Here is a 20,769-nt window from a genome sequence, read left to right on the forward strand (position 1 = left end):
TTAGGCTGCACCAATGGCGAAACTCACGGTCAAGACCGATGTTCCCCTCAGCCCCCAGGACACCTGGGACAAGGCCTCGAATCTGCAGGACTTCGACAAGTGGTTCGTCGTTCACGACGGCTGGCGCGGCGAGCTTCCCGAGACCCTCACGGCCGGAACCGAGATCAGTTCCGTCGTGACGGTCAAGGGACTCCGCAATCGCGTGAAGTGGACGATCAAGGAGTACGACGCACCGAACCGCATCGTCCTCAAGGGTGACGGCAAGGGCGGCGTGAAGCTCGGAATGGTGCTCGACGTCCAGGCGAAGGGCGACGCGTCCGAGGTGGCGTTCACCATCGAACTCGGTGGCGCACCGCTGTTCGGACCCATCGGCTCGGGTGTCGCGAAGGCGCTGAAGGGCGACATCGAGAAGTCCCTGCAGACGTTCGTCGAGCTGTACGCCTGATCAATCGAGGACGTGCGCGCCGCCGGTGTCGGTGATCCACTCGGCGGCAAGGGCGTCCAGCGTCCCGTCGGCGTAGAGCGAATCGACGGCCGCCGAGACGCACGCGGTGAGCGGACTGTTCTTCTCCAGCACGAGGCCGAAAAATTCGGTGACGGCGTTCGGGCGCGGGAACTGCCCGACGAGGACGCTGTCCTTCACCTCGTTGGCGGTGATCTGAAATCCGGTCGGGATGTCCACCACCAGCGCGTCGATGTCGCCCGCGGCCAGGGCGGCCTTGGCGTCGTCGGTGGTGGTGAAACTGACCGGTGCCTGGCGGGGCTGCACGGTCTGGGTGATGGCGTCGAAACTCGTCGACCCCACCTGCGCCCCGAGGCGGAACGGCGCGAGGTCGGCGAGCGATTTGGCTCTCGCAGCGGGCGAGTTCTTCAGCGCCAGCACCGACTGCGTGACGGCGTAATAGGGCGAACTGAAATCGACCGTCTCGCGCCGGGTGTCGACGATCGTGAACTGGTCGATGGCGAAATCGAAGTTCTTCGCACCGGGTGCCAGCGCGTCGTTGAACCCGACGGTCTCGAATTGCACCTGGTCCGGACCGTATCCCAGCTTCCCGACCACTTCCCGGGCGACGGCGCCCTCGTAGCCCTTGCCGTTGGACGGGTCACCGTCGACGAACCACGGCTGGTACGACGGACTGTCGGTGGCGATGGTGACCACGCCGTCCTGCGCGGTGACGCCGCTGCCGGGGGCACAGTCGCCGACCGCGCGGGTGGACGGAAGTTTGGTGAACGCTTCGGGAATCGTCGAGGCTTCGGCCTGGGCGTCGACCTCCGACGCGGTGTCGGTGGAGCAGGATCCGGCGAGCAATGTCAGTGCAGCGGATATGGCGGCGACGGCTGTCTTGGGTCCTCGGTGCACCCCGCCATCTTGCCTGGCGGGTAGCGATCCGGCCAGCGAAGCGGCCGCGCGGCGCACAATATGTATGTATTGGCGGAGGGAGGTGTGCGTGGCCACGGCGGGAACTCGGCAACTGACGGTCGACGGACATCGCCTGTCCCTGACCAATCTCGGCAAGGTCCTCTACCCGGAATCGGAAACGACGAAGGGCGAGGTCATCGACTACTACACGCGGATCGCGCCCGCCATGCTCCCGCACGTCGTCGATCGCCCCGCCACCCGTAAACGCTGGCCCAACGGGGTGGACAGCGAGCCGTTCTTCGAGAAGAACCTCGCGGCCTCCGCACCGGCGTGGTTGGAGCGCCGCGCGATCGAGCACTCGGATCGGTCGGTGCACTATCCGCTCCTGAACTCGGTCGCGGCGCTTGCGTGGGCGGGACAGCAGGCCGCACTCGAACTGCACGTTCCGCAGTGGCGGTTCGACGGCCCGCATCGGGGGCCCGCCACCCGGATCGTCTTCGACCTCGACCCCGGTCCCGGTGTGGGCCTGACCGAATGCGCGGAGGTGGCACGGGCCGTGCGCGACCTGGTCGCGAACCTCGGCTGGACCGCGTACCCGGTCACCAGCGGCAGCAAGGGTATTCACCTGTACGTGCCGCTCGACCGGAAGCTGGACGGTTCGGGCGCGTCCACCGTCGCGAAACAGGTGGCGACGGGACTCGAGAAGCTGCGGCCCGAACTCGTCACCGCCACCATGGCCAAGGCGGTGCGCGCGGGAAAGGTGTTCGTCGACTGGAGCCAGAACAATCCGTCCAAGACCACCATCGCACCGTATTCGCTGCGGGGACGCTCCCAGCCGTATGTCGCGGCGCCGCGGAGCTGGGACGAACTCGACGACCCCGACCTACGACAGCTGCGGTTCGAGGAAGTGCTCGAACGGTGGGAGTCGGACGGCGACCTGCTCGCCGGACTCGACCCGCCGATCGAGGACGCCGCCGCCCTCGCCGAGTACCGCCGCAAGCGTGATCCCGGACGGACACCCGAGCCGATGCCGGACACGGTGCAGCCGGGGGAGGGGAACAGTTTCGTCATCCAGGAACACCACGCTCGGCGCCTCCACTACGACCTGCGGCTCGAACGCGACGGGGTGCTCGTGTCGTGGGCGGTGCCCAAGAACGTGCCGACGACGACGGGGGAGAACCGGCTCGCCGTGCACACCGAGGATCACCCGCTCGAGTACCTGACCTTCTCGGGATCCATCCCGAAGGGCGAGTACGGCGGCGGCGAGATGACCATCTGGGACACGGGAACGTACGACACCGAGAAGTGGCGCGACGACGAGGTGATCGTCCAGTTGCACGGCGAGCAGGTGGAGGGCCGGTTCGCGCTGATCCGCACGAAGGGCGACCAGTGGCTGATGCATCTGATGAAGGACCAGACACCGGGTGGGACGCACACGTCCGAACTGCCCCGCGGACTGTCGCCGATGCTCGCGAGCCCCGGCACCCTCGACGGACTCAACGCCGACGAGTGGGCTTTCGAAGGAAAGTGGGACGGGATCAGGGTGATCGCCGAGATCAGTGGCGGCGAGCTGAGGCTGACGAGCCGGGCGGGTAACGACAAGACACGCGACTATGCGCGATTAGGTTGGCTGGCAGACTCTCTCGGCGACCACGAGGTGGTCCTCGACGGTGAAGTCGTCGCGTTCGACGAGCGGGGTGTCGCGAACTTCGGCCTGCTGCAGCAGGGCAACGAGCCGCACTTCCTCGCGTTCGACGTGCTGTACCTCGACGGAGTGTCGTTGTTACGCAAGAAGTACACCGACCGGCGCCGCGTCCTCGAAGCGCTGGCGGCCAAGGTGGACGACCTGGTCGTTCCGCCGCAGCTGCACGGGTCCGCGCAGGAGGCTCTGGACGAGAGCCGCGGCAAGGGCTGGGAAGGTGTCGTGGCCAAACGCCGCGAATCCGTGTACCTGCCGGGCAAGCGGGGGTCGAGCTGGATCAAGGTGAAGAACTGGCGCACCCAGGAAGCCGTGATCGGCGGGTGGCGTCGGGGTCAGGGCGGGAGGTCCACGGGAATCGGGTCGGTACTGCTCGGCGTCCCCGAGGACGGTGGGCTGCGCTACATCGGGCGCGTCGGAACCGGCTTCACCGAACGGGATCTGCACGAACTCGCATCCACCCTGGGACCGCTCGAAACCGACACCAGCCCGTTCGTCGAAGACCTGCCCACCGCCGACCGCAAGGGGGCCGTGTGGGTGACCCCCACACTGGTCGCGGAGGTGCGGTTCATGGATTGGACCGGCTCGAAGAGATTGCGGCACCCCAGCTGGCGTGGCCTCAGGGACGACAAGGCACCCGAGGACGTCGAAGAGGAGGTCTCGTCATGACCGGTATCCGATTCCAATCGACCCCGGAGAACGAAATCCCCGTCTCCGTGCCGGTCGACACCGTGCTGGCCCGCACCCAGTCGCTGGTGCTGTGGCTGACCGACGTTCACGTGTACAGCTGTGGTGTCGAATTCACGATCCAGGCTCGCAGGCCCGAGTCCACGGTGCTGCTCGACATGTTCGGCTTCGGTAAACCCGCGTCGCCGACGAGCAGCGGGCCGTTTCTGTTCGGCGTCGAGTACGCGGACGGCAGTGTGTTCACCAACCTTCCCGGCGCCCGCATGACCGACGGCCTACACGGCGGAGCAGGGCGCGGCGGGCCGCTCACCGGTGACAAGACGTACTTTCTCCAGCCCCTCCCGCCGCCGAAACGCTGGTCGATGATCACGGCGTGGCCCTACTTCGGTGTCCCGGAGTCTCGGACCGACCTCGATTCCGCCGTGTTCGCCGAAGCTGCGGAGCGGGTGGAGACACTGTGGCCGGAGCCGGTTCACGCGCTCGTCGAGGCACCGGACGGTCGACAGCAGCAGCCGGCGCTCGAGTTACCGCCAGGGGGCTGGTTCGAATGGGCCGGCCGACGCGGTGTCGAATGATCCGGGCGGTTCCTGTGTCGGGGTGCGCAGCGCCGGGGGTGTGAAGACCGGCAGGGGTGCGGACGTCGTGTCCTCGTCCTGGTGCTGCTCGGAGACACTCACGTCGGCGATCGGTGACGCCGTGCCGCTGGCGACGGCGATCCCGGCGGCGCCGACGACGGAGAGGGCGAAGGCCGCGCCCCCGCCGATCGCGATGCGGGTCTTGGTGTGGGACATGGTGTGGATTTCCTCCGGTGATCAGGGGCCGACGACGGTTCCGCCGTCGACGGGGCCGACTCCGCCGGGCGTCTCCGGGGCTGCGGGCGGGGCAGGCTTCGGGCCGCCGCCGACGGGGAAGGGATTGGTTTCGGGTTCGAGAACGCCCGGCTCGACCTGGCCCGGTCCTTCGAACGGACCCTTCGGCGGGTGAACGGGGTCGACCACGACGGGCGGATCGACGACGACGGGCGGGTCCACCACGACGGGCGGCTGGGCGATGGGCTGCTGGGCGATGGGCGGCTGGGCAACCGGCGGCTGGGCGATCGGTGCTCGGACGATGGGCGGTGCCGCCACGATGGGCGGAACGACACCCGGTCCCGGTGCGACCGTTTCGGTGTCGGCCGAATAGCCGGGCGCCGAGTATCCGGGATTCACTGAGTAGCCGGGGTCTGCGACGACGATCCGACTCGGGGCCGGCGCGATCGCCGGAGCCGGCTGCTGCTGCGAGATGGCCCCCTCCGAGCTCGGGGTCGGAGCCCCCTCGGTGTGTCCACCGGCAAGGACGATCACTGCGGCTCCTGCGAGGGAGAACGTGAGGGCGGCGGTTGCGCCGATCGCGATGCGGGTTGCGGTGTGGACGATGGGGAGCCTCCGGTGGATTGGGTGGTCTAGCTGGGCTGATAGACCAAGCTTGCGCCGGGCGCGAGCCTTTCGACAGGCACCCCAGGGTGCGCATCCCCCACCCCGCGGCGGAACCACGGTCGCAGCCGCTCCCGCGCTGTTTGCCGACGGATTTGCCGGAATCACAGGCAATTGCGTGGGAATCCGGCCAATGTCCGTGCGGCTGTGGCGCGCCGAGCGCTACCCACTCACGACCGGTCGCGGAACGTCATGACGAACCCGGCCATGGCGGCGAGCACGGCCAGGACGTAGACCGGCACCTGCACCCAGACGGGTGCGGTGCGGTTCACGATCATCGCCGCCGCCAGTGCGACGACGATGAGCACCACACCGTAGAACGGGGTGCGCTGAGGGTGGTCGCCTCGTGCCATACCCACCAGTGTGCACCGCGTCGGCGGCTATCCGACCGCCTCGGGCACCCGCGTCTGCGCGACCCACCGGCCGCGTTGCCGGGTGATCTCGATCGGGTGGTCGAAGCATTCGCTGATGGTGTCGGTGGTGAGGACGTCCGCGACGGGGCCCTGTGCGATCACGCGGCCGTCGCGGATGAGGACGGCGTGGGTGGTGGTGGTCGGGATTTCCTCGAGGTGATGGGTGACGAGGATGCTGGCAAGGCTCGGGTACGTGACGCGCAGTTCGTCGAGTGCGGTGAGGAGTTGTTCTCGCGCAGCCAGATCCAGGCCGGTGGCGGGCTCGTCGAGCAGGAGGAGTTGCGGCTCGGAAATGAGCGCCCGCGCGATCAGGGCCCGTCCGCGTTCGCCCTGGGACAGGTTGGGCCACAGGGCATCCGCGTGTTTCTGCATGCCGAGGGAGGCGATGAGTTCGTCGGCGCGGGCGACCTGGCCGGCGGTCGGTGACCACCTCGGCACGAATTCGGGTGTGTTGGTGAGGCCGGTGAGCACCACGTCGCGCACCGTCAGTGGCGCGTCGATCCGGTGTCGCGGGTTCACGTGCCCGATGTGGGCGCGCAACTCGCGCATGTCGACCCGGCCCAGCCGGTGGCCGAGGACGTGGACGGTGCCGTGGGTGGGGTGCGCGAAGGCGCCGAGCATGCTCAGCAGCGTGCTCTTGCCCGCACCGTTCGCGCCGAGCAGCACCCAGTGCTGTCCGCGTTCGATGTGGAGGGTGATGTCGCTGAGCAGATATCGCCCGCTCCGCACGAGGTCGACGTGCTCGATGCTGACGACCGAATCCGGGGTGGTCACTGATTTTCGCCTTTCCGCAGTATCGACATGGTCGGATCGAGGTTGGCGGCCGTCGCGGCGACGGCCGCATCGGCGTCGCCTGCTTCCAGCGCGCGAACCAGGTCGTCGTGGGCGCAACTCGTGTCGGGTCTGCCCGGTTCGTGGTCGACGAGTTCGGCGAGCGCGTCGACGAGGAGCGGCCGGATCGAATCGAACAGGGCGGACAGGATCGAGTTGCCTGCGATCTCCAGGATCGCGGCGTGGAAGTCGAGGTCGGCCGCGACGAAGACGGCGGTCGACTCGGTCGTGCTGTCGTGCCGGGCCGACAACTGCTCTCGCAGTCGCCGAAGATCCTCGGGGCGTGCGCGTTCCGCGGCGAGCCGGGCGGCCTCGATCTCGAGGGCGCGCCGCACCTCGTACACCTCGAGCAGGCGGGCGCGGCGTAGCAACTTCTCGAGTCCCGCACCGCCCGTGGGTGGTTTTGCGACGAACGTGCCGACGCCGTGCCGCACGTCGAGCAGGCCGTCGCGGGCGAGCAATCGGACGGCCTCGCGCACGGAGGAACGGCCGACGCCGAGTTCGGTGGCCAGTTCGGCCTCGCTGGGGATGCGACTGCCGAGGGCCCACTTGCCTTCGCGGATCCAGGCGGTGAGGAGTTCCTCGAGCTGGGGAACCAGCGGTCCGCTGCGGAGGGTGTGACGTCCGGCCATTCGGCGACGCTAGCACAGTCATCAGACGTCTGAGGACTGTGGTGGAGCCTATGGTGAACCGCAGACAACCAACGCAGCAGAGGAGAGGTGCACCATGGCCATCGCCACCGCAGACCGTGTCACGCGGGAAGAGTTGCTCGACTTCGTCCGTCCGCGCCATCGCAGTGTGCTGATCACCCGGAAGCGCTCCGGCGGCCTGCAGATCTCCCCGGTCACGTCGGGACTCGACCCGGAAGGCCGGATCGTCGTCGCCACCTACCCGCAGCGCGCCAAGGCCGCGAACGTGCGACACGACCCCGCCGTGAGCGTGTGCGTGCTCTCCGACGAGTTCAACGGCGCCTACGTGCAGATCGACGGCACGGCCGAGGTACTGGACATGCCCGACGCACTCGAGCCGCTGGTGGAGTACTTCCGCGGCATCTCCGGCGAGCATCCCGACTGGGACGAGTACCGGGACGCCATGCGGAAGCAGAACAAGAGCCTGATCCGGATCACCATCGACGAGTGGGGACCCATCGCGACCGGTGGCTTCCCGCCGGACGCCGATCGCGGATAGGTCCCCGTCACCTACTCGACGGCACCCGCCGAGCGCAGGTGCTCGATGCCCGCCGCGTCGTACCCGGCCTGCGCGAGGATCGCATCGGTGTCCTGCCCGGGCCGCGGGGCCGGCCGGGGAACGGGCGCCGGGGTGCGGCTGAAGCGCGGTGCCGGTGCGGGCTGGCGGATGCCACCCACCTGAACGAACGTCTCCCGTTCCTTGTTGTGGGGGTGCTCGTGCGCTTCCCACGGCGAGAGAACGGGCGACACGCACGCGTCGGAATCAGCGAACAGTGCCGCCCATTCGTCCCGCGGCCGGGTCGCGAACACCTCGGCGAGGCGCCTCTTCAGTTCCGGCGCCGCATCGAGGTCGTACTGCGACGGCAGATCCTCGCCGCTCAACCCCAGCACGTCGAGGAGTTCACCGTAGAAGTGCGGTTCGACGCACCCGACCGCCACGTGCAGACCGTCGGCGCACTCGTAGGTGTCGTAGAACGCGGCGGCCCCGTCGAGGACATTCTGCCCCCGACCCTCCTGCCAGAGACCGGCGGCGTTCATGCCGTGGACGAACGCCGTCAGCAGCGCAGCGCCGTCGACCATCGACGCATCCACCACCTGACCGCGGCCCGACCGGGAGCGCTCGTGCAGCGCGGCCAGGATGCCCATCGTCAACATCAGGCCGCCACCACCGAAGTCGCCCAACAGGTTCAGCGGCGGCACCGGCCGCTCCCCGGCACGCCCGATGGGTTCGAGCGCGCCGGCGAGAGCGATGTAGTTGATGTCGTGCCCGGCCCGCGGTGCGAGGGGTCCGTCCTGGCCCCAGCCGGTCATGCGCCCGTAGATCAGACCGGGATTGCGGGACAGGCAGTCGTCGGGGCCGATGCCCAGGCGTTCCGCGACGCCGGGACGAAAGCCCTCGACGAGGACGTCGGCGCCTTCGACGAGTGCCAGAACGGCCCCCAGCCCCTCCGGAGTCCGCAGGTTCACGGCGATCGACCGTCGTCCGCGGTCGAGCACACCCGACGGCGCCATCAGCCCGCTGCCGCCGTCACCGGCCCGCTCGACGCGGATCACGTCCGCGCCGAGGTCGGCGAGGATCATGCACCCGAATGGGGCGGGCGCGAGGCTCGCAATCTCGACGACGGTCAGCCCGCTCAGCGGCCCGCCGGTCACGACACCCCCTGCGCGTCGCGGGGCAGCCCGAGCATGCGTTCCCCGATCACGTTGAGCTGCACCTCGGTGGTGCCGCCGTAGATGGTGGTGGCGCGGCCGGCGATCAACTGCTCCATCGCCTTGTCGCTCGGCTCCCCGGGGATGCTCACCGCGCCCGCCGCCCCCAGTTCGGCGACGACGAATTCGGCGATCGACTGTCCGAGCCCCATGCCCAGCAGCTTCCCGACGCTCGACGTGGTGCTCACGTCCGCCCCCGACAGCTGCTTCAGCACGATCCGTGAACCGATCAGATCGATTGCCTGGCTCTCGGCCACCAGTTCGCCGACGCGGAAGCGTGCCAGCGGGCCGAGGTCGCGGCCGCGGGCGAACTGCAGTAGATCATTGTCGGTGGCGTAGGCCTCCATCTTCTGGCTCAGGGCCACCCGCTCGCCGGCGAGGGTCGTGCGGGCCACGTTCCAGCCGTCGTTCACGTTCCCGACCACGTTCTCGTCCGGGATGAACACGTCGTCGAGGAAGACCTCGTTGAACAGAGCAGATCCGGTCATCTCGCGCAGCGGCCGGACGGTGACCCCCGGCGTCGACATGTCCAGCACGAAGTACGTGATGCCCTCGTGTTTCGGTGTGGCCGGGTCGGTGCGGGCGATCAGCATCGCCCAGTCGGAGAACTGTGCCACCGTGGTCCAGATCTTCTGCCCGGTCACCGTCCAGCCGCCGTCGACCTTCTCGGCCTTGGTGGTCAGCGACGCCAGGTCGGAACCGGCCCCCGGTTCGCTGAACAGCTGGCACCACACCAGATCTCCGCGCAGGGTGGGGGCGGCGAGATCCCGCTTCTGCGCGTCCGTGCCGTGGGCGACGACGGCCTGCACCGCCCAGCCGCCCATCAGCAGCTGCGGCATCGGGATTCCGGCTGCCTTGATCTCCTGGGAGATGACGATCTGTTCGAGCGGGGACGCGCTGCGCCCGTACGGTTTCGGCAGGTGCGGCTGTACCCAGCCGCCGTCGCCGAGCGCGATCAACTGGTCGTCCTCGTCGAGGCCCACCAGCGGGGCGAGTTCCACCCGCACCTCGGTGCGGATCGCTTCGGCTTCGGCCGGCAGTTCCAGTTCGGACGTGCGGGCGGTACCTGCGAGGGACTGGTCGGCAACCCGAGTGGCCCGCTCCTCACGGGTGCCGAGGAGCCCCCGGACGGCCAGCGCCCGGCGGTAGTACAGGTGCGCGTCGTGCTCCCAGGTGAATCCGATGCCGCCGTGGACCTGGATGCAGTCCTGTGCGCACTGCACCGCGGCGTCGGGGACGACGACGGCGGCGATGTCCGCGGCGAAATCGGCGGTGTCGTCGCCGTTGTCGAGGGCGGACGCGGCATCCCACAGCACCGCGCGCGCCTTCTCCAGGGCGATGCCCATGTGGGCGCACTTGTGCTTGACGCCCTGGAACTGGCCGATCGGACGCCCGAACTGCACCCGCGTCTTCGCGTACTCGGATGCGGTGGACACGCACCAGGACATCACGCCGATCGCCTCCGCACCGAGGACGACGGTGGCGACGGACCGGACGCGCTGCTCGCTGAGCCCGTCGAGGATCCGGTCGGCGCCCACCTGAACGGCGTCGGCCGTGATCCGTGCCGAACCGCGGACCACGTCGATGCTGTCCTGCACCGTGACGGTGACGTCCGCGGAATCGACGACGACCCAGCGGACGTCGTCGCCGACGGTGATCGGGAGAAGCACGATGTCGGCGTGTTCGCCGCCGAGAACGGCGTCCGCGACCCCGGTGACGCGGTATCCGCCCTCGTGCGCACAGGCATCGAGTGGACGGCCCAACGCGACTGCGGCCGTGTGTGATCCGTCGAGCAGTCCCGGCATCAGCTCGATGCCGACCTTGGAATCGGCGGCCGCCACGAGGGCGGCGGACAGCGCGGTCGGGACGAACGGGCCCGGAGCGACCGTCCGCCCCAGGGCTTCGAGAGCCACCGCCATCGTGAGGAGCCCGACACCGTGACCGCCCTTGTCCTCGGGGATGTGCAGTCCCAGCAGGTCCTGACCGACGAGAGCATCCCAGAACGGCGGAAACTTGTCCTCGCCCGTGGACTCGACCGCGGACCGGACGTGATCGGAGGTGATGGTGCGTTCGGCGAATGCGCGGACCGAGTCGGCGAGGGCCCGGTGTTCCTCGGTGAGCCCGAGCCCGAGCTCGTACGTGTTCTTGGCCATGTCGGGGCCCTTCAGCCGAGCCGGTCGGCGAGGTCGGCGACGGTCCACGGGCCGTCGCTCTCGATGGTCGTGACGTCGTGCCAGCCGGCGAGCTCGGAGATGGCCCCGCCCTGCACAGCGAACACCTTGCCGGTGATCTTGCAGTTCGCGTCGGCGAGACGCGCGACGAGCGGAGAGATGTTGGTGGGGCTGAACGCGTCGAACTCGCCCTCCGGTACCTCCTCGGCGAACAGCGCGCCCACACCCGGGGTGGCCAGCGTGAGCCGGGTGCGGGCGATCGGCGCGATCGCGTTGACCCGGACGCCGTAGCGCTCGAGCTCGTCCGCGGCGACCAGGGTGAGTGCGGCGATGCCCGCCTTCGCGGCGCCGTAGTTGCCCTGGCCCGCGTTGGGCATGAACGTGCCCGACGCCGACGCGGTGTTGATCACGGACGCGTTCACGGTTTCGCCCGCCTTGGTCTGCGCCTTCCAGTACGCCGCCGCGTGGTGCAGGGTGGCGGCGTGGCCCTTGAGATGCACGGCGATGACGGCGTCCCACTGGCTTTCGGTCATGCCCGCGATGAAGGCGTCCCGCAGGATGCCCGCGTTGTTGACGAGGACGTCGAGTCGGCCGAACTCGCTCACCGCTTGATCGACGAGTCCTTCGGCGCCGGCCCACGACGCGACGTTGTCGGTGTTCGCGACTGCCGTGCCGCCCGCGGCGACGATCTCGTCGACGACCTGCTGCGCCGGGCCCGCGTCCTCGCCGGTGCCGTCGTTCGCGCCGCCGAGGTCGTTGACGACCACGGCAGCGCCCTCACGGGCGAAGAGCAGTGCGTGCTCCCGGCCGATTCCGCGTCCGGCGCCGGTGACGATGGCGACCCGTCCGTCGAGTGTTCCCATGTGCGTACTCCTAGGTTTCTGTGTCCGCGATGACGGCGAGGCCGTCCTTGATGACGAGTTCGGCGCCGACGGTGGTCTCGTAGGCGTACGACGTTCTCCCGGCCGTGGACTCGGCGACCTGCCGGAACTGCGTGGCGATGTCCTGGTCGGGCAGGACGGGTTTCGCGAACCGCACCGCGAGCCGGCGGAGACGTTCGACCCGGCCGTCGGCGAGTTCGGTGAGCGCCGCCCACGACGTGAACGCCATGGTGCACAGGCCGTGGTTGATGATTCCGGGAAGTCCGGACATCCGGGCGATCTCGTCGTCCAGGTGGATCGGCATCGGATCACCGGAGGCGGGCGAGTACCGGAACGTCTGGTCGTCGTCGATGTGCTGGGTGATCGACGCGACCGGGGCCTGTCCGCGCAGGGACTCGTCGAACCGGTGGGTGGGTGCACGGTCGCCGAGTCCGGCTCCCGCATCGACCTTCCGGAAGAACGCGGTCATCCACTGCTCGTTGACCAGTTCTCCGTCGTCCGTGGTGGTTTCGACGTAGACGACGACGGTGGAGCCGTTCTCCCGGCCCTCGAATCCGATCGGTTTCGCGCGGACCACGAGGTTGTCGCCGGGACGGATCGGACGGTGGAAGTGGAAATCCTGCTCCCCGTGCACGAGTTTCATGAGCAGTTCGACCGGGGCGACGGACAGTGCCGCCGGTGCCATCGACGTGAACGCGGGGACCACGGCGAACAGCGGTGGCGCGACCTCGCCGGCGAGGTGGCGTTCGATGGGATCGCTGGTGGCCGCTGCGTATTCGGCGATGCGCTCGGCGGTGACCTCGAACCGCTGCGGTTCGGTCCACTCGCCGAGGCCGCTCGTGTCGAATTCGACTGTGGAGGTGGTCATGCGGATCAGCCCACCATGTCGGCGAAACCGGCCAGGGACGCCTCCAGATCCGCCTTGGCGTTCTTGGCGACGGCCTTGCCGATGGGGCCGACGATCATCGTGCCGGTAAAGCTTGCGTCGATGATCGCCGTGGATCCGGCACCGTCCGGCTCGACCTTCAGCGTGAATTCGACGGTGACCCCCGCCATACCGGTGCCGGAGATCTTCACCATCTCGGGCACCTGCACCTCGGTGACGGTCCACTCGATCTTGTTGGCCATGCCCATCACGGAGACGACCTCGGTGAACTTCGATCCGAGTGCCACCTCGGCGGGAATCTCACTCTTCCACGACTGGTGGATGGTGAGCCACTCCTCCCAGCGGGACAGGTTGGAGAGCGCGTCCCACGCCTTGTCGGGGGACGCGGGCAGGGACGCTGCGACGGAAACGGAAGCCATGATGTACTCCTGGTGTTCGAGGTGAAAGGAATTGTGAGAGAGACGGATCAGAGTGCGCGGTAGGCGGTGACGACGACGGCACCACCGAGGCCGATGTTGTGCTGGAGGGCGACCGCGGCGCCGTCGACCTGGCGCTTGTCGGCCGTGCCGCGGAGTTGCCAGGTGAGTTCGCTGCACTGGGCGAGTCCGGTGGCGCCGAGGGGATGTCCCTTGGAGATGAGACCGCCGGACGGGTTGACCACCCAGCGCCCGCCGTACGTGGTGTCGTCGTTGTCGACGAGTTTGCCGCCCTCGCCCTCGCCGCACAGGCCGAGCGCCTCGTAGGTCAGCAGTTCGTTGGTGGAGAAGCAGTCGTGGAGTTCGATGACGTCGATGTCGTCCGGTCCGATGCCTGCCTGTTCGTACACGCGGGCCGCGGCCGTGCGGGTCATGTCCGCGCCGACCAGGCTGATCGCACTCCGGTCCTCGAACGTGCTCGGGAGGTCGGTGACCATGGACTGGCCGACGATCTCCACGGCCTGCCCGGCGAGGTCGTGCTTGTCGGCGAACTCCTCGCTCACGACGACGACGGCGCCGGCGCCGTCCGAGGTGGGGGAGCACTGCAGTTTGGTCAGTGGCCCGTAGATCGGCTTCGAGCCGAGGATCTCGTCGAGCGTGTACTCGTCCTGGAACTGGGCGTACGGGTTGTTCTGTGAGTGGCGGTGGTTCTTCACGCCGATCTCGGCGAACTGTTCCGCCGTGGTCCCGAACCGTTCCATGTGTTCCTTGCCGGCGGCGCCGAACATGTAGGGGGCCGGCGGCATCGCGAACTCCTGAAGTTCGGCGAGCGCGAGGAGATGGCGCATCATCGGCTGTTCCCGATCGTCGTACGTGGACCCGAGCGAACCGGCCTGCATCTTCTCGAAGCCCAGCGCGAGTGCGCAGTCCACCTGACCGCTCCGGACCGCCTGTGTGGCGAGGAAGAGCGCGGTCGACCCCGTCGAACAGTTGTTGTTGACGTTCACGATGGGAATGCCGGTGAGGCCGAGTTCGTAGACGGCCCGCTGTCCCGACGTCGACTCGCCGTACACGTATCCGACGTAAGCCTGCTCCACGAGCCGGTACTCGATCCCGGCGTCCTCGAGTGCCCTGCCACCGGCCTCGCGCGCCATGTCGGGGTAGTCCCACTCGCGTGCACCCGGCTTCTCGAACTTCGTCATCCCGACGCCGACGACGAACACCCTGTTACCCATTGCGGCTCCCTGAGTCCGGAGAATGTGTGTGTGACACCCTGTCTGTGAGACAGTCTGTCCAGTCAACAGTCGGATGGGTAACGTATGCGTGATGCCGGACAAAGTGGAAACCGCCGCGTCGCCCCAGGGCGACGGCCGCGCCACGCGCTGGGAGGACCACAAGGCGGAACGCCGAAGCCGGATTCTCGAAGCCGCGATGGACGCCATCAACGAGGACGGTCCCGACGTGGGCGTCCAGCAGATCGCGAACCGCGCCGACGTCCCGCGATCGGTGGTCTACCGGATCTTCACCGATCGCGGTGACCTCGACGAGCAGCTACGCGGGCGCATCATCGAACGACTGATGGCGGACCTCGCGCCCACGTTGACACCGGAGGGGACCGTGGGCGAGGCAATCGCCCGCGCCGTCGAGACGTACCTGCGGTGGATCGTGGAATATCCACGGCTCCACCAATTCCTCGGCACCGGATCGCCGAGCAGGCGAACGACCGGCTCACGTGTGGTCACCGGAACGAAGACCGCGATCGCGCTCCAGTTGTCGGGTCTGCTCGCGACGGTCCTCGACACGGTGGCCGGCAATTCGGACCTGGCCGAGTCGCTGGCCTTCGGGTTGGTGGGACTCGTGGACGCCAGCGTCAATCGATGGCTGAGCAACCCGCAGTCGGCGCTCGGCAGCGACGAGCTGGCCGAGTTCCTCGAGGTGTCGATCTGGCAAGTGCTGCACGGCAATCTGGCGCGGATCGGCGTCACCATCGACCCGTCGACCCCGGTGTCGGAACTGCAGTAGTCGGCCGGGTGTGGCCAGCTACCATGGCTTCCATGCCCTCCCGGCGAGGTTCACCGGCCGCTTCCGAGCAGGCCTGGGTGTCGGACACAGCGGTCGGCGACGCCGTCGCGCGCTTCGCCAGTGCCTGGGAGTCCTCGTCGTCCGCGCCCGATCTGGTCGCCTACCTGCCCGTGTCTCCCGCGCTCCGCCGGGTCACGCTCATCGAACTCGTCAAGGTCGACCTGGAGAACCGCTGGCTGCGCGGCGACCACCCGAAGCGGCTCGGCCAATACTGTGAGGAGCTGCCCGAACTGCGGCGGTGGCCGTTGCCGCCGGATCTGCTGTACGAGGAGTTCCACATCCGGCGGCGCAGCGGGGAGTCGGTCGAGGCGAGCGAGTACACGCAGAATTTTCCGGGTCAGGCCGGTGAGCTCGACGAACTGCTCGGCACCGGCGAGTACCACAGCACGGCACTCCATCGCGGGGAGACGACGCTGTCGGTGTCTCCGGGGAGCGGCGGAACGCTCGACGATCTGGAGGTGGGCCAGCGGATCGACGATTTCGATCTCGTGACCGGTCTCGGCAGGGGCGCGTTCGCGCGGGTGTTCCTGGCCCGGCAGCGGTCGCTGCAACGGATGGTCGCCGTCAAGATTTCCCTGGACCACGGCACCGAGCCGCAGACTCTGGCCCAGTTCGACCACGACTACATCGTCCGGGTCTTCGATCAACGCCTCCTCGCGGGCCGTGACCTGAGACTGCTGTACATGCAGTACGTCCCGGGCGGCACCCTGCTCGACGTGGTCGCCCGGGTTCGTGAGACGCCACCGGACTCGCGCAGCGGCGCCGTGCTGCTGGACGCGATCGACCGGGCCCTGGTCGGTCGAGGCGAGATCCGGCCCAGCGAATCCGGGGTGCGCCGGGAGATCGCGACGCTGACCTGGCCCGAGACGGTCGCCTGGCTCGGCCGGCGGCTGGCGGAGGCGCTCGACTACGCCGGACGCCACGGCGTCCTGCACCGCGACGTCAAACCGGCGAACGTGTTGCTGACGACGGAGGGCGTCCCCAAGCTCGCCGACTTCAACATCAGCTTCAGCCGCAACGTCGCCGGGTCGAGTCCGGTCGCGTACTTCGGCGGCTCGCTGGCCTACATGTCACCGGAACAGCTCGAGGCGATCCACCCGGACCGGCCGGGCGCACCCGGCGATCTCGACACCCGCAGCGACCTGTATTCGCTCGCCGTCGTGCTGTGGGAGTTACTGACGGGCAGAAGACCTTTCGACGACAGCGACGCCGAACTGCACTCCCACCCGCCCGGCGACCGCACCACTCTCGACGCGATGCTCGCGCGGCGGCGCGGACCGGACGAACCGGCCGCCGACGCGCTGCCCGCCGACTGTCCGAACGCGCTGCGGCGAGTGTTGCTGAAATCGCTGGCGCCGGCACCGAAGGATCGGTTCTCCTCCGGTGCGGAACTCGCCCAGCAGCTCGACGTCTGCCTCGACGCGCACGCCCGCGATCTGGTCGATCCGCCGCCGGGAAGCTGGCGGCTGCGGATGCGGCGGTGGACGCACCCGATCATGTTCCTGGCCATCGCAGTTCCCAATCTGCTGGCGATCCTCTACAGCTACCAGCACAACAGCACCCTGATCATCAGCAAGCTGCCGCCCGCCGCGCAGGAGAACTTCGAGCGGATCACCCGGATCGACTACACGGTCGCGTTCCTCATCGGAGCCGTGGGCACGCTGTCGATGGTGCTCTACCTGACGATGGTGGCCGGCGGGCTGCGCCGGGGGCGGGTCTACACCGGCGCCCAGCTCGCCCGGGCGCGCCGGGACACCCTGCTGCTCGGCCAGCGGTGTGCACTGCTCTGCCTCGGTCTGTGGATCGTCAGCGGCCTCGTCGTGCCGATCACGTTGGAGGTGAGCGGCAGTCAGGTTCCGTGGAACACGATCGTCCACTTCACTGCATCTCAGCTCGTGTGCGGAGCGATCGCGGTGGTCTACCCGTTCTTCTTCGTGAACTTCTACGCCGTCCGCTGCCTCTACCCGGTGTTTCTGCGGCACGGCGAGATCAGTGCGTCCGACGCCCGGATGCTGCGACGGCTCGGGCGACGCAGCACGTTCTTCCTCGCCGCGGCGGCCGCCGTGCCACTGCTCGGAATCGCGGGGGCCACGTTCATTCCCCCGGAGGACCTGCCCCGGGTGATCGTCGCGCTCCGCGTCCTGTGCGTCGGCAGCGTCGTTGCGTTCGTCGGGGCCTACTGGATGTTCCGGATGCTGTCCGAGGATCTGCAGGCGCTGCACCGCGTCGTGTCCGGTGCGCCGCGGCACGAGTGATCAGGCCGAACCCGTGAACGTCAGCCACAGCAGCGAGACGTTGAGCACGACGATCAACGACGCCGCCACCCAGGCGGCGGCCGTGGTGGCCGTCGCGTTGCGGTGGACGCCCATCAGGTCGCGGCTCGACGTCATCCGTACGAGTGGAATCACCGCGAACGGGATGCACAGGCTGAGAACCACCTGACTGAGCACGAGCGCGAACGTGGGATCGACGCCGACCGCCAGCACGACCAGTGCGGGAATCAGGGTGACCACCCGGCGCAGCAGCAGCGGGATGCGCATCGACAGCAGGCCGTACATGATCTCGGACCCGGCGGCGCAGCCGATCGACGTGGACGCCAGGCCGGAAGCCAGCAGTCCGACGGCGAAGATGACGGCGACGGTGGGGCCGAGCGAACTCTGGATGGCGGCGTGCGCGCCGTCGATCGAATCGGTGCCCGGAATGCCGCGCAGGGCTGAGGCGGCGAGCAGCAGCATGCCGATGTTCACCGCGCCCGCCACGATCAGCGCACCGACCACGTCCCACTTCGTCACCCGCAGCAGTCGCGCGAGGCGGGGGCCTTCCAGGTCGTTCCCGTGCCGGTCGCGGGCGAGGGCGGAGTGGAGGTAGATCGCGTGCGGCATCACGGTGGCGCCGAGCATGCTCGCGGCGAGCAGTACCGTCTCGGTGCCCTCGAAACGCGGCACGAGTCCGGCAAGCGCATCCGTACCCGACACGTCGGTGAACGCGAGTCCGGTGAGGAACCCGACGGTGATGATCGTCAGGAGTCCCATCACGACGAACTCGAACGTCCGCTGACCGCGGCGGCTCTGGATCGACAGGATGCCCATCGACACGACGCCCGTGATCAGGCCTCCGACGAAGAGGGGAACGCCGAACAGGAGATTGAGTGCGATCGCGCCGCCGATCACCTCGGCGAGGTCGGTGGCGATCGCCATCGCCTCCGCCTGCAGCCAGAACGCGCGGCGGTTGCCGGTCCGGAGGCGGGTCCCCAGCATCTCGGGCAGTGATTTGCCGGTGACCAGCCCGAGTTTCGCGGACAGGTACTGCACCAGCACGGCCATGGCATTGGCGAGCACGAGCACCCAGACGAGCAGGTACCCGTACTTCGCGCCCGCAGTGAGGTTGGCGGCCACGTTTCCGGGGTCGACGTACGCGATGGCCGCCACGAACGCGGGACCGAGGAGCGCGACTGTCCGGATGCTGCCCTTGCGGGGAGCGCGGCGCGGGAGGAGGGGTCTGGGGGCCTCGATGCTCACTGGACTCCTGATCGTGGTCGCGTCGATCTACCTGCTGATTCGTATCTCCGCACTATAGATTTAGGTGGCACGAACTTTCAAGTGCGGGGGCTGGATCGGCTCGGAATTGCCACCTCCGGCGCTATATTGACTAGAACGTGTTCTACTTGCGGTGGAAGGGAGTCCCGATGGGTCAGGTTCTCGACAGAATCGAAGGCGTCGCCGAGGAGATTCGTGGGCAGGCCGTCCAGTCGGAGGAAGACTGCAGACTCACCGACACCGCCGCCGGCCTCCTGCGCGACTCCGGGGCGATCCGATTGCTGCAGCCCAAGCTCTACGGCGGCTACGAGGTCCACCCCCGCGAGTTCGCCGAGACCGTCATGGGAGTCGCCGCACTCGACGGTGCGAGCGGATGGGTCACCGGGATCGTCGGCGTGCACCCGTGGGAACTGGCGTTCGCCGACCCGCGGGTGCAGGAGGAGATCTGGGGCGAGGACAACGACACGTGGATGGCGTCGCCGTACGCGCCCATGGGTGTCGCGACACCGGTCGACGGCGGGTACGTCCTGAAGGGGCGGTGGTCGTTCTCGTCCGGAACCGACCACTGTCAGTGGGCCTTCCTCGGGGCGATGGTCGGTGACGGCGAGGGTGGCATCGCAATGCCGCCCTCGTCTCTGCACGTGATTCTGCCGCGCACCGACTATCAGATCGTCGAGGACACGTGGGACGTCATCGGACTGCGCGGAACGGGAAGCAAGGACCTGATCGTCGACGGTGCCTTCGTCCCGGGCTACCGGACGTTGAACGCGTCGAAGGTGATGGACGGACGTGCGCAGAAGGAGGCGGGCAGGCCGGAGCCGCTGTTCAACATGCCGTACTCGTGCAAGTTCCCCCTCGGGATCACCGCCGCCGTCATCGGTATCACCGAGGGCGCGCTGGCCTGTCACATCGCGGTGCAGAAGGACCGCGTCGCCATCACGGGCCAGAAGATCAAGGAGGATCCCTACGTGCTCAGTGCGATAGGAGAGTCCGCCGCCGAGATCAATGCGTCGCGGGTCTCCCTCATCGAGACCGCGGACCGGTTCTACGACAAGGTCGACGCGGGCAAGGAGATCACATTCGAGGAGCGTGCGATCGGACGCCGCACCCAGATCGCCGCGGCCTGGCGTGCGGTGCGTGCCGTGGACGAGATCTTCGCGCGCGCCGGCGGTGGCGCGTTGCACTACAAGACACCGATGCAACGGTTCTGGCGCGACGCGCACGCCGGTCTGGCGCACGCGGTCCACGTGCCCGGACCCACCAACCACGCGAGCGCGCTCACCCAGCTCGGCGGCGAACCGCAGGGGATGATGCGCGCCATGATCTGAAGCACCGGGAGGCCGAGGCTCGCGCCTCGGCTCCCGGCATCGGATCAGAGTGCGGCTGCGGCGAATCCGGTCTCGAGGTCGGCGAGGATGTCGTCGAAACCCTCGATGCCGACGGCGAGCCGGACCAGTCCGGGAGTCACACCGGCGGCGAGCTGCTCCTCCGGGGTCAGCTGCGAGTGCGTGGTGGACGCCGGGTGGATCACCAGCGAGCGCACGTCGCCGATGTTCGCGACGTGGCTGTGCAGGGTGAGCGCGTTGACGAACTTCTTGCCGGCATCGACACCGCCGGCCAGTTCGAACGTCACGATCGCGCCCGGACCCTTCGGGGTGAGCTGCTGTGCGCGCTCGTGCCACTGCGAGGACGGCAGACCCGCGTACGCCACGGACGTGACCTCCGGGCGGGCCTCGAGGAACTCGGCCACCTTCTGGGCGTTGGCGACGTGCCGCTCCACGCGCAGGCTGAGGGTCTCGATGCCCTGCGCGATGAGGAACGCGTTGAACGGGGCCACCGCCGAACCGAGGTCGCGCAGCAACTGCACGCGAGCCTTCAGCGCGTAGGCCGGGGCGCCGAGGTCCGCGAAGACGACACCGTGGTAGCTCGGGTCCGG

Annotated in this window: 21 protein-coding genes; 7 read left to right on the forward strand and 14 right to left on the reverse strand. The window is 68.5% G+C overall.

Annotated features, from left to right (window positions below; genetic code table 11):
* Window positions 1–13: 13 nt before the first annotated feature.
* Window positions 14–445, forward strand: coding sequence for a type II toxin-antitoxin system Rv0910 family toxin (locus tag AZG88_RS10500; RefSeq protein ID WP_061043172.1), 432 nt, complete (start codon window positions 14–16; stop codon window positions 443–445).
* On the opposite strand, the gene AZG88_RS10505 is transcribed toward AZG88_RS10500, so the two are convergent.
* Window positions 446–1,360: an ABC transporter substrate-binding protein gene (locus tag AZG88_RS10505; protein WP_025431928.1), complete on the reverse strand. Its 915-nt coding sequence runs from the start codon at window positions 1,358–1,360 to the stop codon at window positions 446–448.
* Between the two features lie 88 nt (window positions 1,361–1,448).
* On the opposite strand from AZG88_RS10505, the gene AZG88_RS10510 reads away from it, so the two are divergent.
* Window positions 1,449–3,728, forward strand: coding sequence for an ATP-dependent DNA ligase (locus AZG88_RS10510; RefSeq protein ID WP_442971711.1), 2,280 nt, complete (start codon window positions 1,449–1,451; stop codon window positions 3,726–3,728).
* Window positions 3,725–4,321 (forward strand): hypothetical protein, encoded by a 597-nt coding sequence (locus AZG88_RS10515; RefSeq protein ID WP_005243985.1) that lies wholly within the window; start codon window positions 3,725–3,727, stop codon window positions 4,319–4,321. Before AZG88_RS10510 ends, AZG88_RS10515 begins: the two co-directional genes overlap by 4 nt.
* On the opposite strand, the gene AZG88_RS10520 is transcribed toward AZG88_RS10515, so the two are convergent.
* The 5 genes from AZG88_RS10520 to AZG88_RS10540 all read right to left on the reverse strand — a co-directional run bounded on the left by AZG88_RS10520 (window position 4,271) and on the right by AZG88_RS10540 (window position 7,094).
* Window positions 4,271–4,537, reverse strand: a complete 267-nt coding sequence (locus AZG88_RS10520; RefSeq protein WP_061043170.1) for a hypothetical protein — start codon at window positions 4,535–4,537, stop codon at window positions 4,271–4,273. The two genes, AZG88_RS10515 and AZG88_RS10520, sit on opposite strands and share 51 nt — an antisense overlap.
* A gap of 21 nt (window positions 4,538–4,558) precedes the next feature.
* Window positions 4,559–5,089, reverse strand: coding sequence for a hypothetical protein (locus AZG88_RS10525; protein WP_005243981.1), 531 nt, complete (start codon window positions 5,087–5,089; stop codon window positions 4,559–4,561).
* A gap of 299 nt (window positions 5,090–5,388) precedes the next feature.
* Window positions 5,389–5,571, reverse strand: coding sequence for a hypothetical protein (locus AZG88_RS10530; RefSeq protein WP_025431930.1), 183 nt, complete (start codon window positions 5,569–5,571; stop codon window positions 5,389–5,391).
* A gap of 27 nt (window positions 5,572–5,598) precedes the next feature.
* Complete coding sequence (locus AZG88_RS10535) at window positions 5,599–6,405, reverse strand: ABC transporter ATP-binding protein (protein ID WP_005243978.1); 807 nt, start codon at window positions 6,403–6,405, stop codon at window positions 5,599–5,601.
* Window positions 6,402–7,094, reverse strand: a complete 693-nt coding sequence (locus tag AZG88_RS10540) for a FadR/GntR family transcriptional regulator (RefSeq protein ID WP_061042655.1) — start codon at window positions 7,092–7,094, stop codon at window positions 6,402–6,404. Before AZG88_RS10540 ends, AZG88_RS10535 begins: the two co-directional genes overlap by 4 nt.
* A 94-nt stretch (window positions 7,095–7,188) precedes the next feature.
* Here AZG88_RS10540 and AZG88_RS10545 point away from each other — a divergent pair, with 94 nt between their 5' ends.
* A complete protein-coding gene (locus AZG88_RS10545; RefSeq protein ID WP_005243975.1) occupies window positions 7,189–7,650 on the forward strand; it encodes a PPOX class F420-dependent oxidoreductase in 462 nt (153 codons plus the stop codon).
* 11 nt (window positions 7,651–7,661) lie between these two features.
* On the opposite strand, the gene AZG88_RS10550 is transcribed toward AZG88_RS10545, so the two are convergent.
* Genes AZG88_RS10550 through AZG88_RS10575 form a run of 6 tightly spaced genes read right to left on the reverse strand, consistent with a single transcriptional unit; the run spans window position 7,662 to window position 14,450 of the window.
* A complete protein-coding gene (locus tag AZG88_RS10550) occupies window positions 7,662–8,804 on the reverse strand; it encodes a CaiB/BaiF CoA transferase family protein (RefSeq protein WP_005243974.1) in 1,143 nt (380 codons plus the stop codon).
* The gene (locus tag AZG88_RS10555; RefSeq protein ID WP_061697646.1) at window positions 8,801–11,014 is read right to left on the reverse strand and encodes an acyl-CoA dehydrogenase; all 2,214 of its coding nucleotides are present in this window, start codon (window positions 11,012–11,014) and stop codon (window positions 8,801–8,803) included. Before AZG88_RS10555 ends, AZG88_RS10550 begins: the two co-directional genes overlap by 4 nt.
* A gap of 11 nt (window positions 11,015–11,025) precedes the next feature.
* Window positions 11,026–11,895, reverse strand: coding sequence for an SDR family oxidoreductase (locus AZG88_RS10560; protein WP_061697638.1), 870 nt, complete (start codon window positions 11,893–11,895; stop codon window positions 11,026–11,028).
* 10 nt (window positions 11,896–11,905) lie between these two features.
* Window positions 11,906–12,781, reverse strand: a complete 876-nt coding sequence (locus tag AZG88_RS10565; RefSeq protein WP_061697639.1) for a MaoC/PaaZ C-terminal domain-containing protein — start codon at window positions 12,779–12,781, stop codon at window positions 11,906–11,908.
* Window positions 12,782–12,786: 5 nt separating this feature from the next.
* Complete coding sequence (locus tag AZG88_RS10570; RefSeq protein WP_005243970.1) at window positions 12,787–13,218, reverse strand: type II toxin-antitoxin system Rv0910 family toxin; 432 nt, start codon at window positions 13,216–13,218, stop codon at window positions 12,787–12,789.
* 47 nt (window positions 13,219–13,265) lie between these two features.
* Complete coding sequence (locus tag AZG88_RS10575) at window positions 13,266–14,450, reverse strand: lipid-transfer protein (RefSeq protein ID WP_061697640.1); 1,185 nt, start codon at window positions 14,448–14,450, stop codon at window positions 13,266–13,268.
* Between the two features lie 91 nt (window positions 14,451–14,541).
* On the opposite strand from AZG88_RS10575, the gene AZG88_RS10580 reads away from it, so the two are divergent.
* Window positions 14,542–15,237 carry a TetR/AcrR family transcriptional regulator gene (locus tag AZG88_RS10580; protein ID WP_025431932.1) on the forward strand — a complete coding sequence of 232 codons (696 nt, stop codon included), beginning with the start codon at window positions 14,542–14,544 and terminating at the stop codon, window positions 15,235–15,237.
* Between the two features lie 23 nt (window positions 15,238–15,260).
* The gene (locus AZG88_RS10585) at window positions 15,261–17,552 is read left to right on the forward strand and encodes a serine/threonine-protein kinase (RefSeq protein ID WP_231913920.1); all 2,292 of its coding nucleotides are present in this window, start codon (window positions 15,261–15,263) and stop codon (window positions 17,550–17,552) included.
* On the opposite strand, the gene AZG88_RS10590 is transcribed toward AZG88_RS10585, so the two are convergent.
* Window positions 17,553–18,815, reverse strand: a complete 1,263-nt coding sequence (locus AZG88_RS10590; RefSeq protein ID WP_005243961.1) for an Nramp family divalent metal transporter — start codon at window positions 18,813–18,815, stop codon at window positions 17,553–17,555. It lies immediately after the preceding gene.
* Between the two features lie 167 nt (window positions 18,816–18,982).
* On the opposite strand from AZG88_RS10590, the gene AZG88_RS10595 reads away from it, so the two are divergent.
* Window positions 18,983–20,161, forward strand: a complete 1,179-nt coding sequence (locus AZG88_RS10595; RefSeq protein WP_061697642.1) for a hydroxylase — start codon at window positions 18,983–18,985, stop codon at window positions 20,159–20,161.
* 44 nt (window positions 20,162–20,205) lie between these two features.
* Here AZG88_RS10595 and AZG88_RS53490 read toward each other — a convergent pair.
* A partial coding sequence (locus AZG88_RS53490) for a PLP-dependent transferase (protein WP_231913922.1) occupies window positions 20,206–20,769 on the reverse strand: 564 nt, incomplete at its 5' end.

Source organism: Rhodococcus sp. LB1 (assembly GCF_001583455.1).
Lineage (GTDB): Bacteria > Actinomycetota > Actinomycetes > Mycobacteriales > Mycobacteriaceae > Rhodococcus_F > Rhodococcus_F opacus.

Bases quoted from the DNA above. Each gene is read 5' to 3' on its own strand.
- AZG88_RS10500 (WP_061043172.1), top strand. From the start codon at position 14: ATGGCGAAACTCACGGTCAAGACCGATGTTCCCCTCAGCCCCCAGGAC.
- AZG88_RS10540 (WP_061042655.1), bottom strand. From the start codon at position 7,094: ATGGCCGGACGTCACACCCTCCGCAGCGGACCGCTGGTTCCCCAGCTC.
- AZG88_RS10575 (WP_061697640.1), bottom strand. From the start codon at position 14,450: ATGGGTAACAGGGTGTTCGTCGTCGGCGTCGGGATGACGAAGTTCGAG.
- AZG88_RS10515 (WP_005243985.1), top strand. From the start codon at position 3,725: ATGACCGGTATCCGATTCCAATCGACCCCGGAGAACGAAATCCCCGTC.
- AZG88_RS10570 (WP_005243970.1), bottom strand. From the start codon at position 13,218: ATGGCTTCCGTTTCCGTCGCAGCGTCCCTGCCCGCGTCCCCCGACAAG.
- AZG88_RS10555 (WP_061697646.1), bottom strand. From the start codon at position 11,014: ATGGCCAAGAACACGTACGAGCTCGGGCTCGGGCTCACCGAGGAACAC.
- AZG88_RS10595 (WP_061697642.1), top strand. From the start codon at position 18,983: ATGGGTCAGGTTCTCGACAGAATCGAAGGCGTCGCCGAGGAGATTCGT.
- AZG88_RS10560 (WP_061697638.1), bottom strand. From the start codon at position 11,895: ATGGGAACACTCGACGGACGGGTCGCCATCGTCACCGGCGCCGGACGC.
- AZG88_RS10585 (WP_231913920.1), top strand. From the start codon at position 15,261: ATGGCTTCCATGCCCTCCCGGCGAGGTTCACCGGCCGCTTCCGAGCAG.
- AZG88_RS10520 (WP_061043170.1), bottom strand. From the start codon at position 4,537: ATGTCCCACACCAAGACCCGCATCGCGATCGGCGGGGGCGCGGCCTTC.
- AZG88_RS10565 (WP_061697639.1), bottom strand. From the start codon at position 12,781: ATGACCACCTCCACAGTCGAATTCGACACGAGCGGCCTCGGCGAGTGG.
- AZG88_RS10545 (WP_005243975.1), top strand. From the start codon at position 7,189: ATGGCCATCGCCACCGCAGACCGTGTCACGCGGGAAGAGTTGCTCGAC.
- AZG88_RS10530 (WP_025431930.1), bottom strand. From the start codon at position 5,571: ATGGCACGAGGCGACCACCCTCAGCGCACCCCGTTCTACGGTGTGGTG.
- AZG88_RS10580 (WP_025431932.1), top strand. From the start codon at position 14,542: ATGCCGGACAAAGTGGAAACCGCCGCGTCGCCCCAGGGCGACGGCCGC.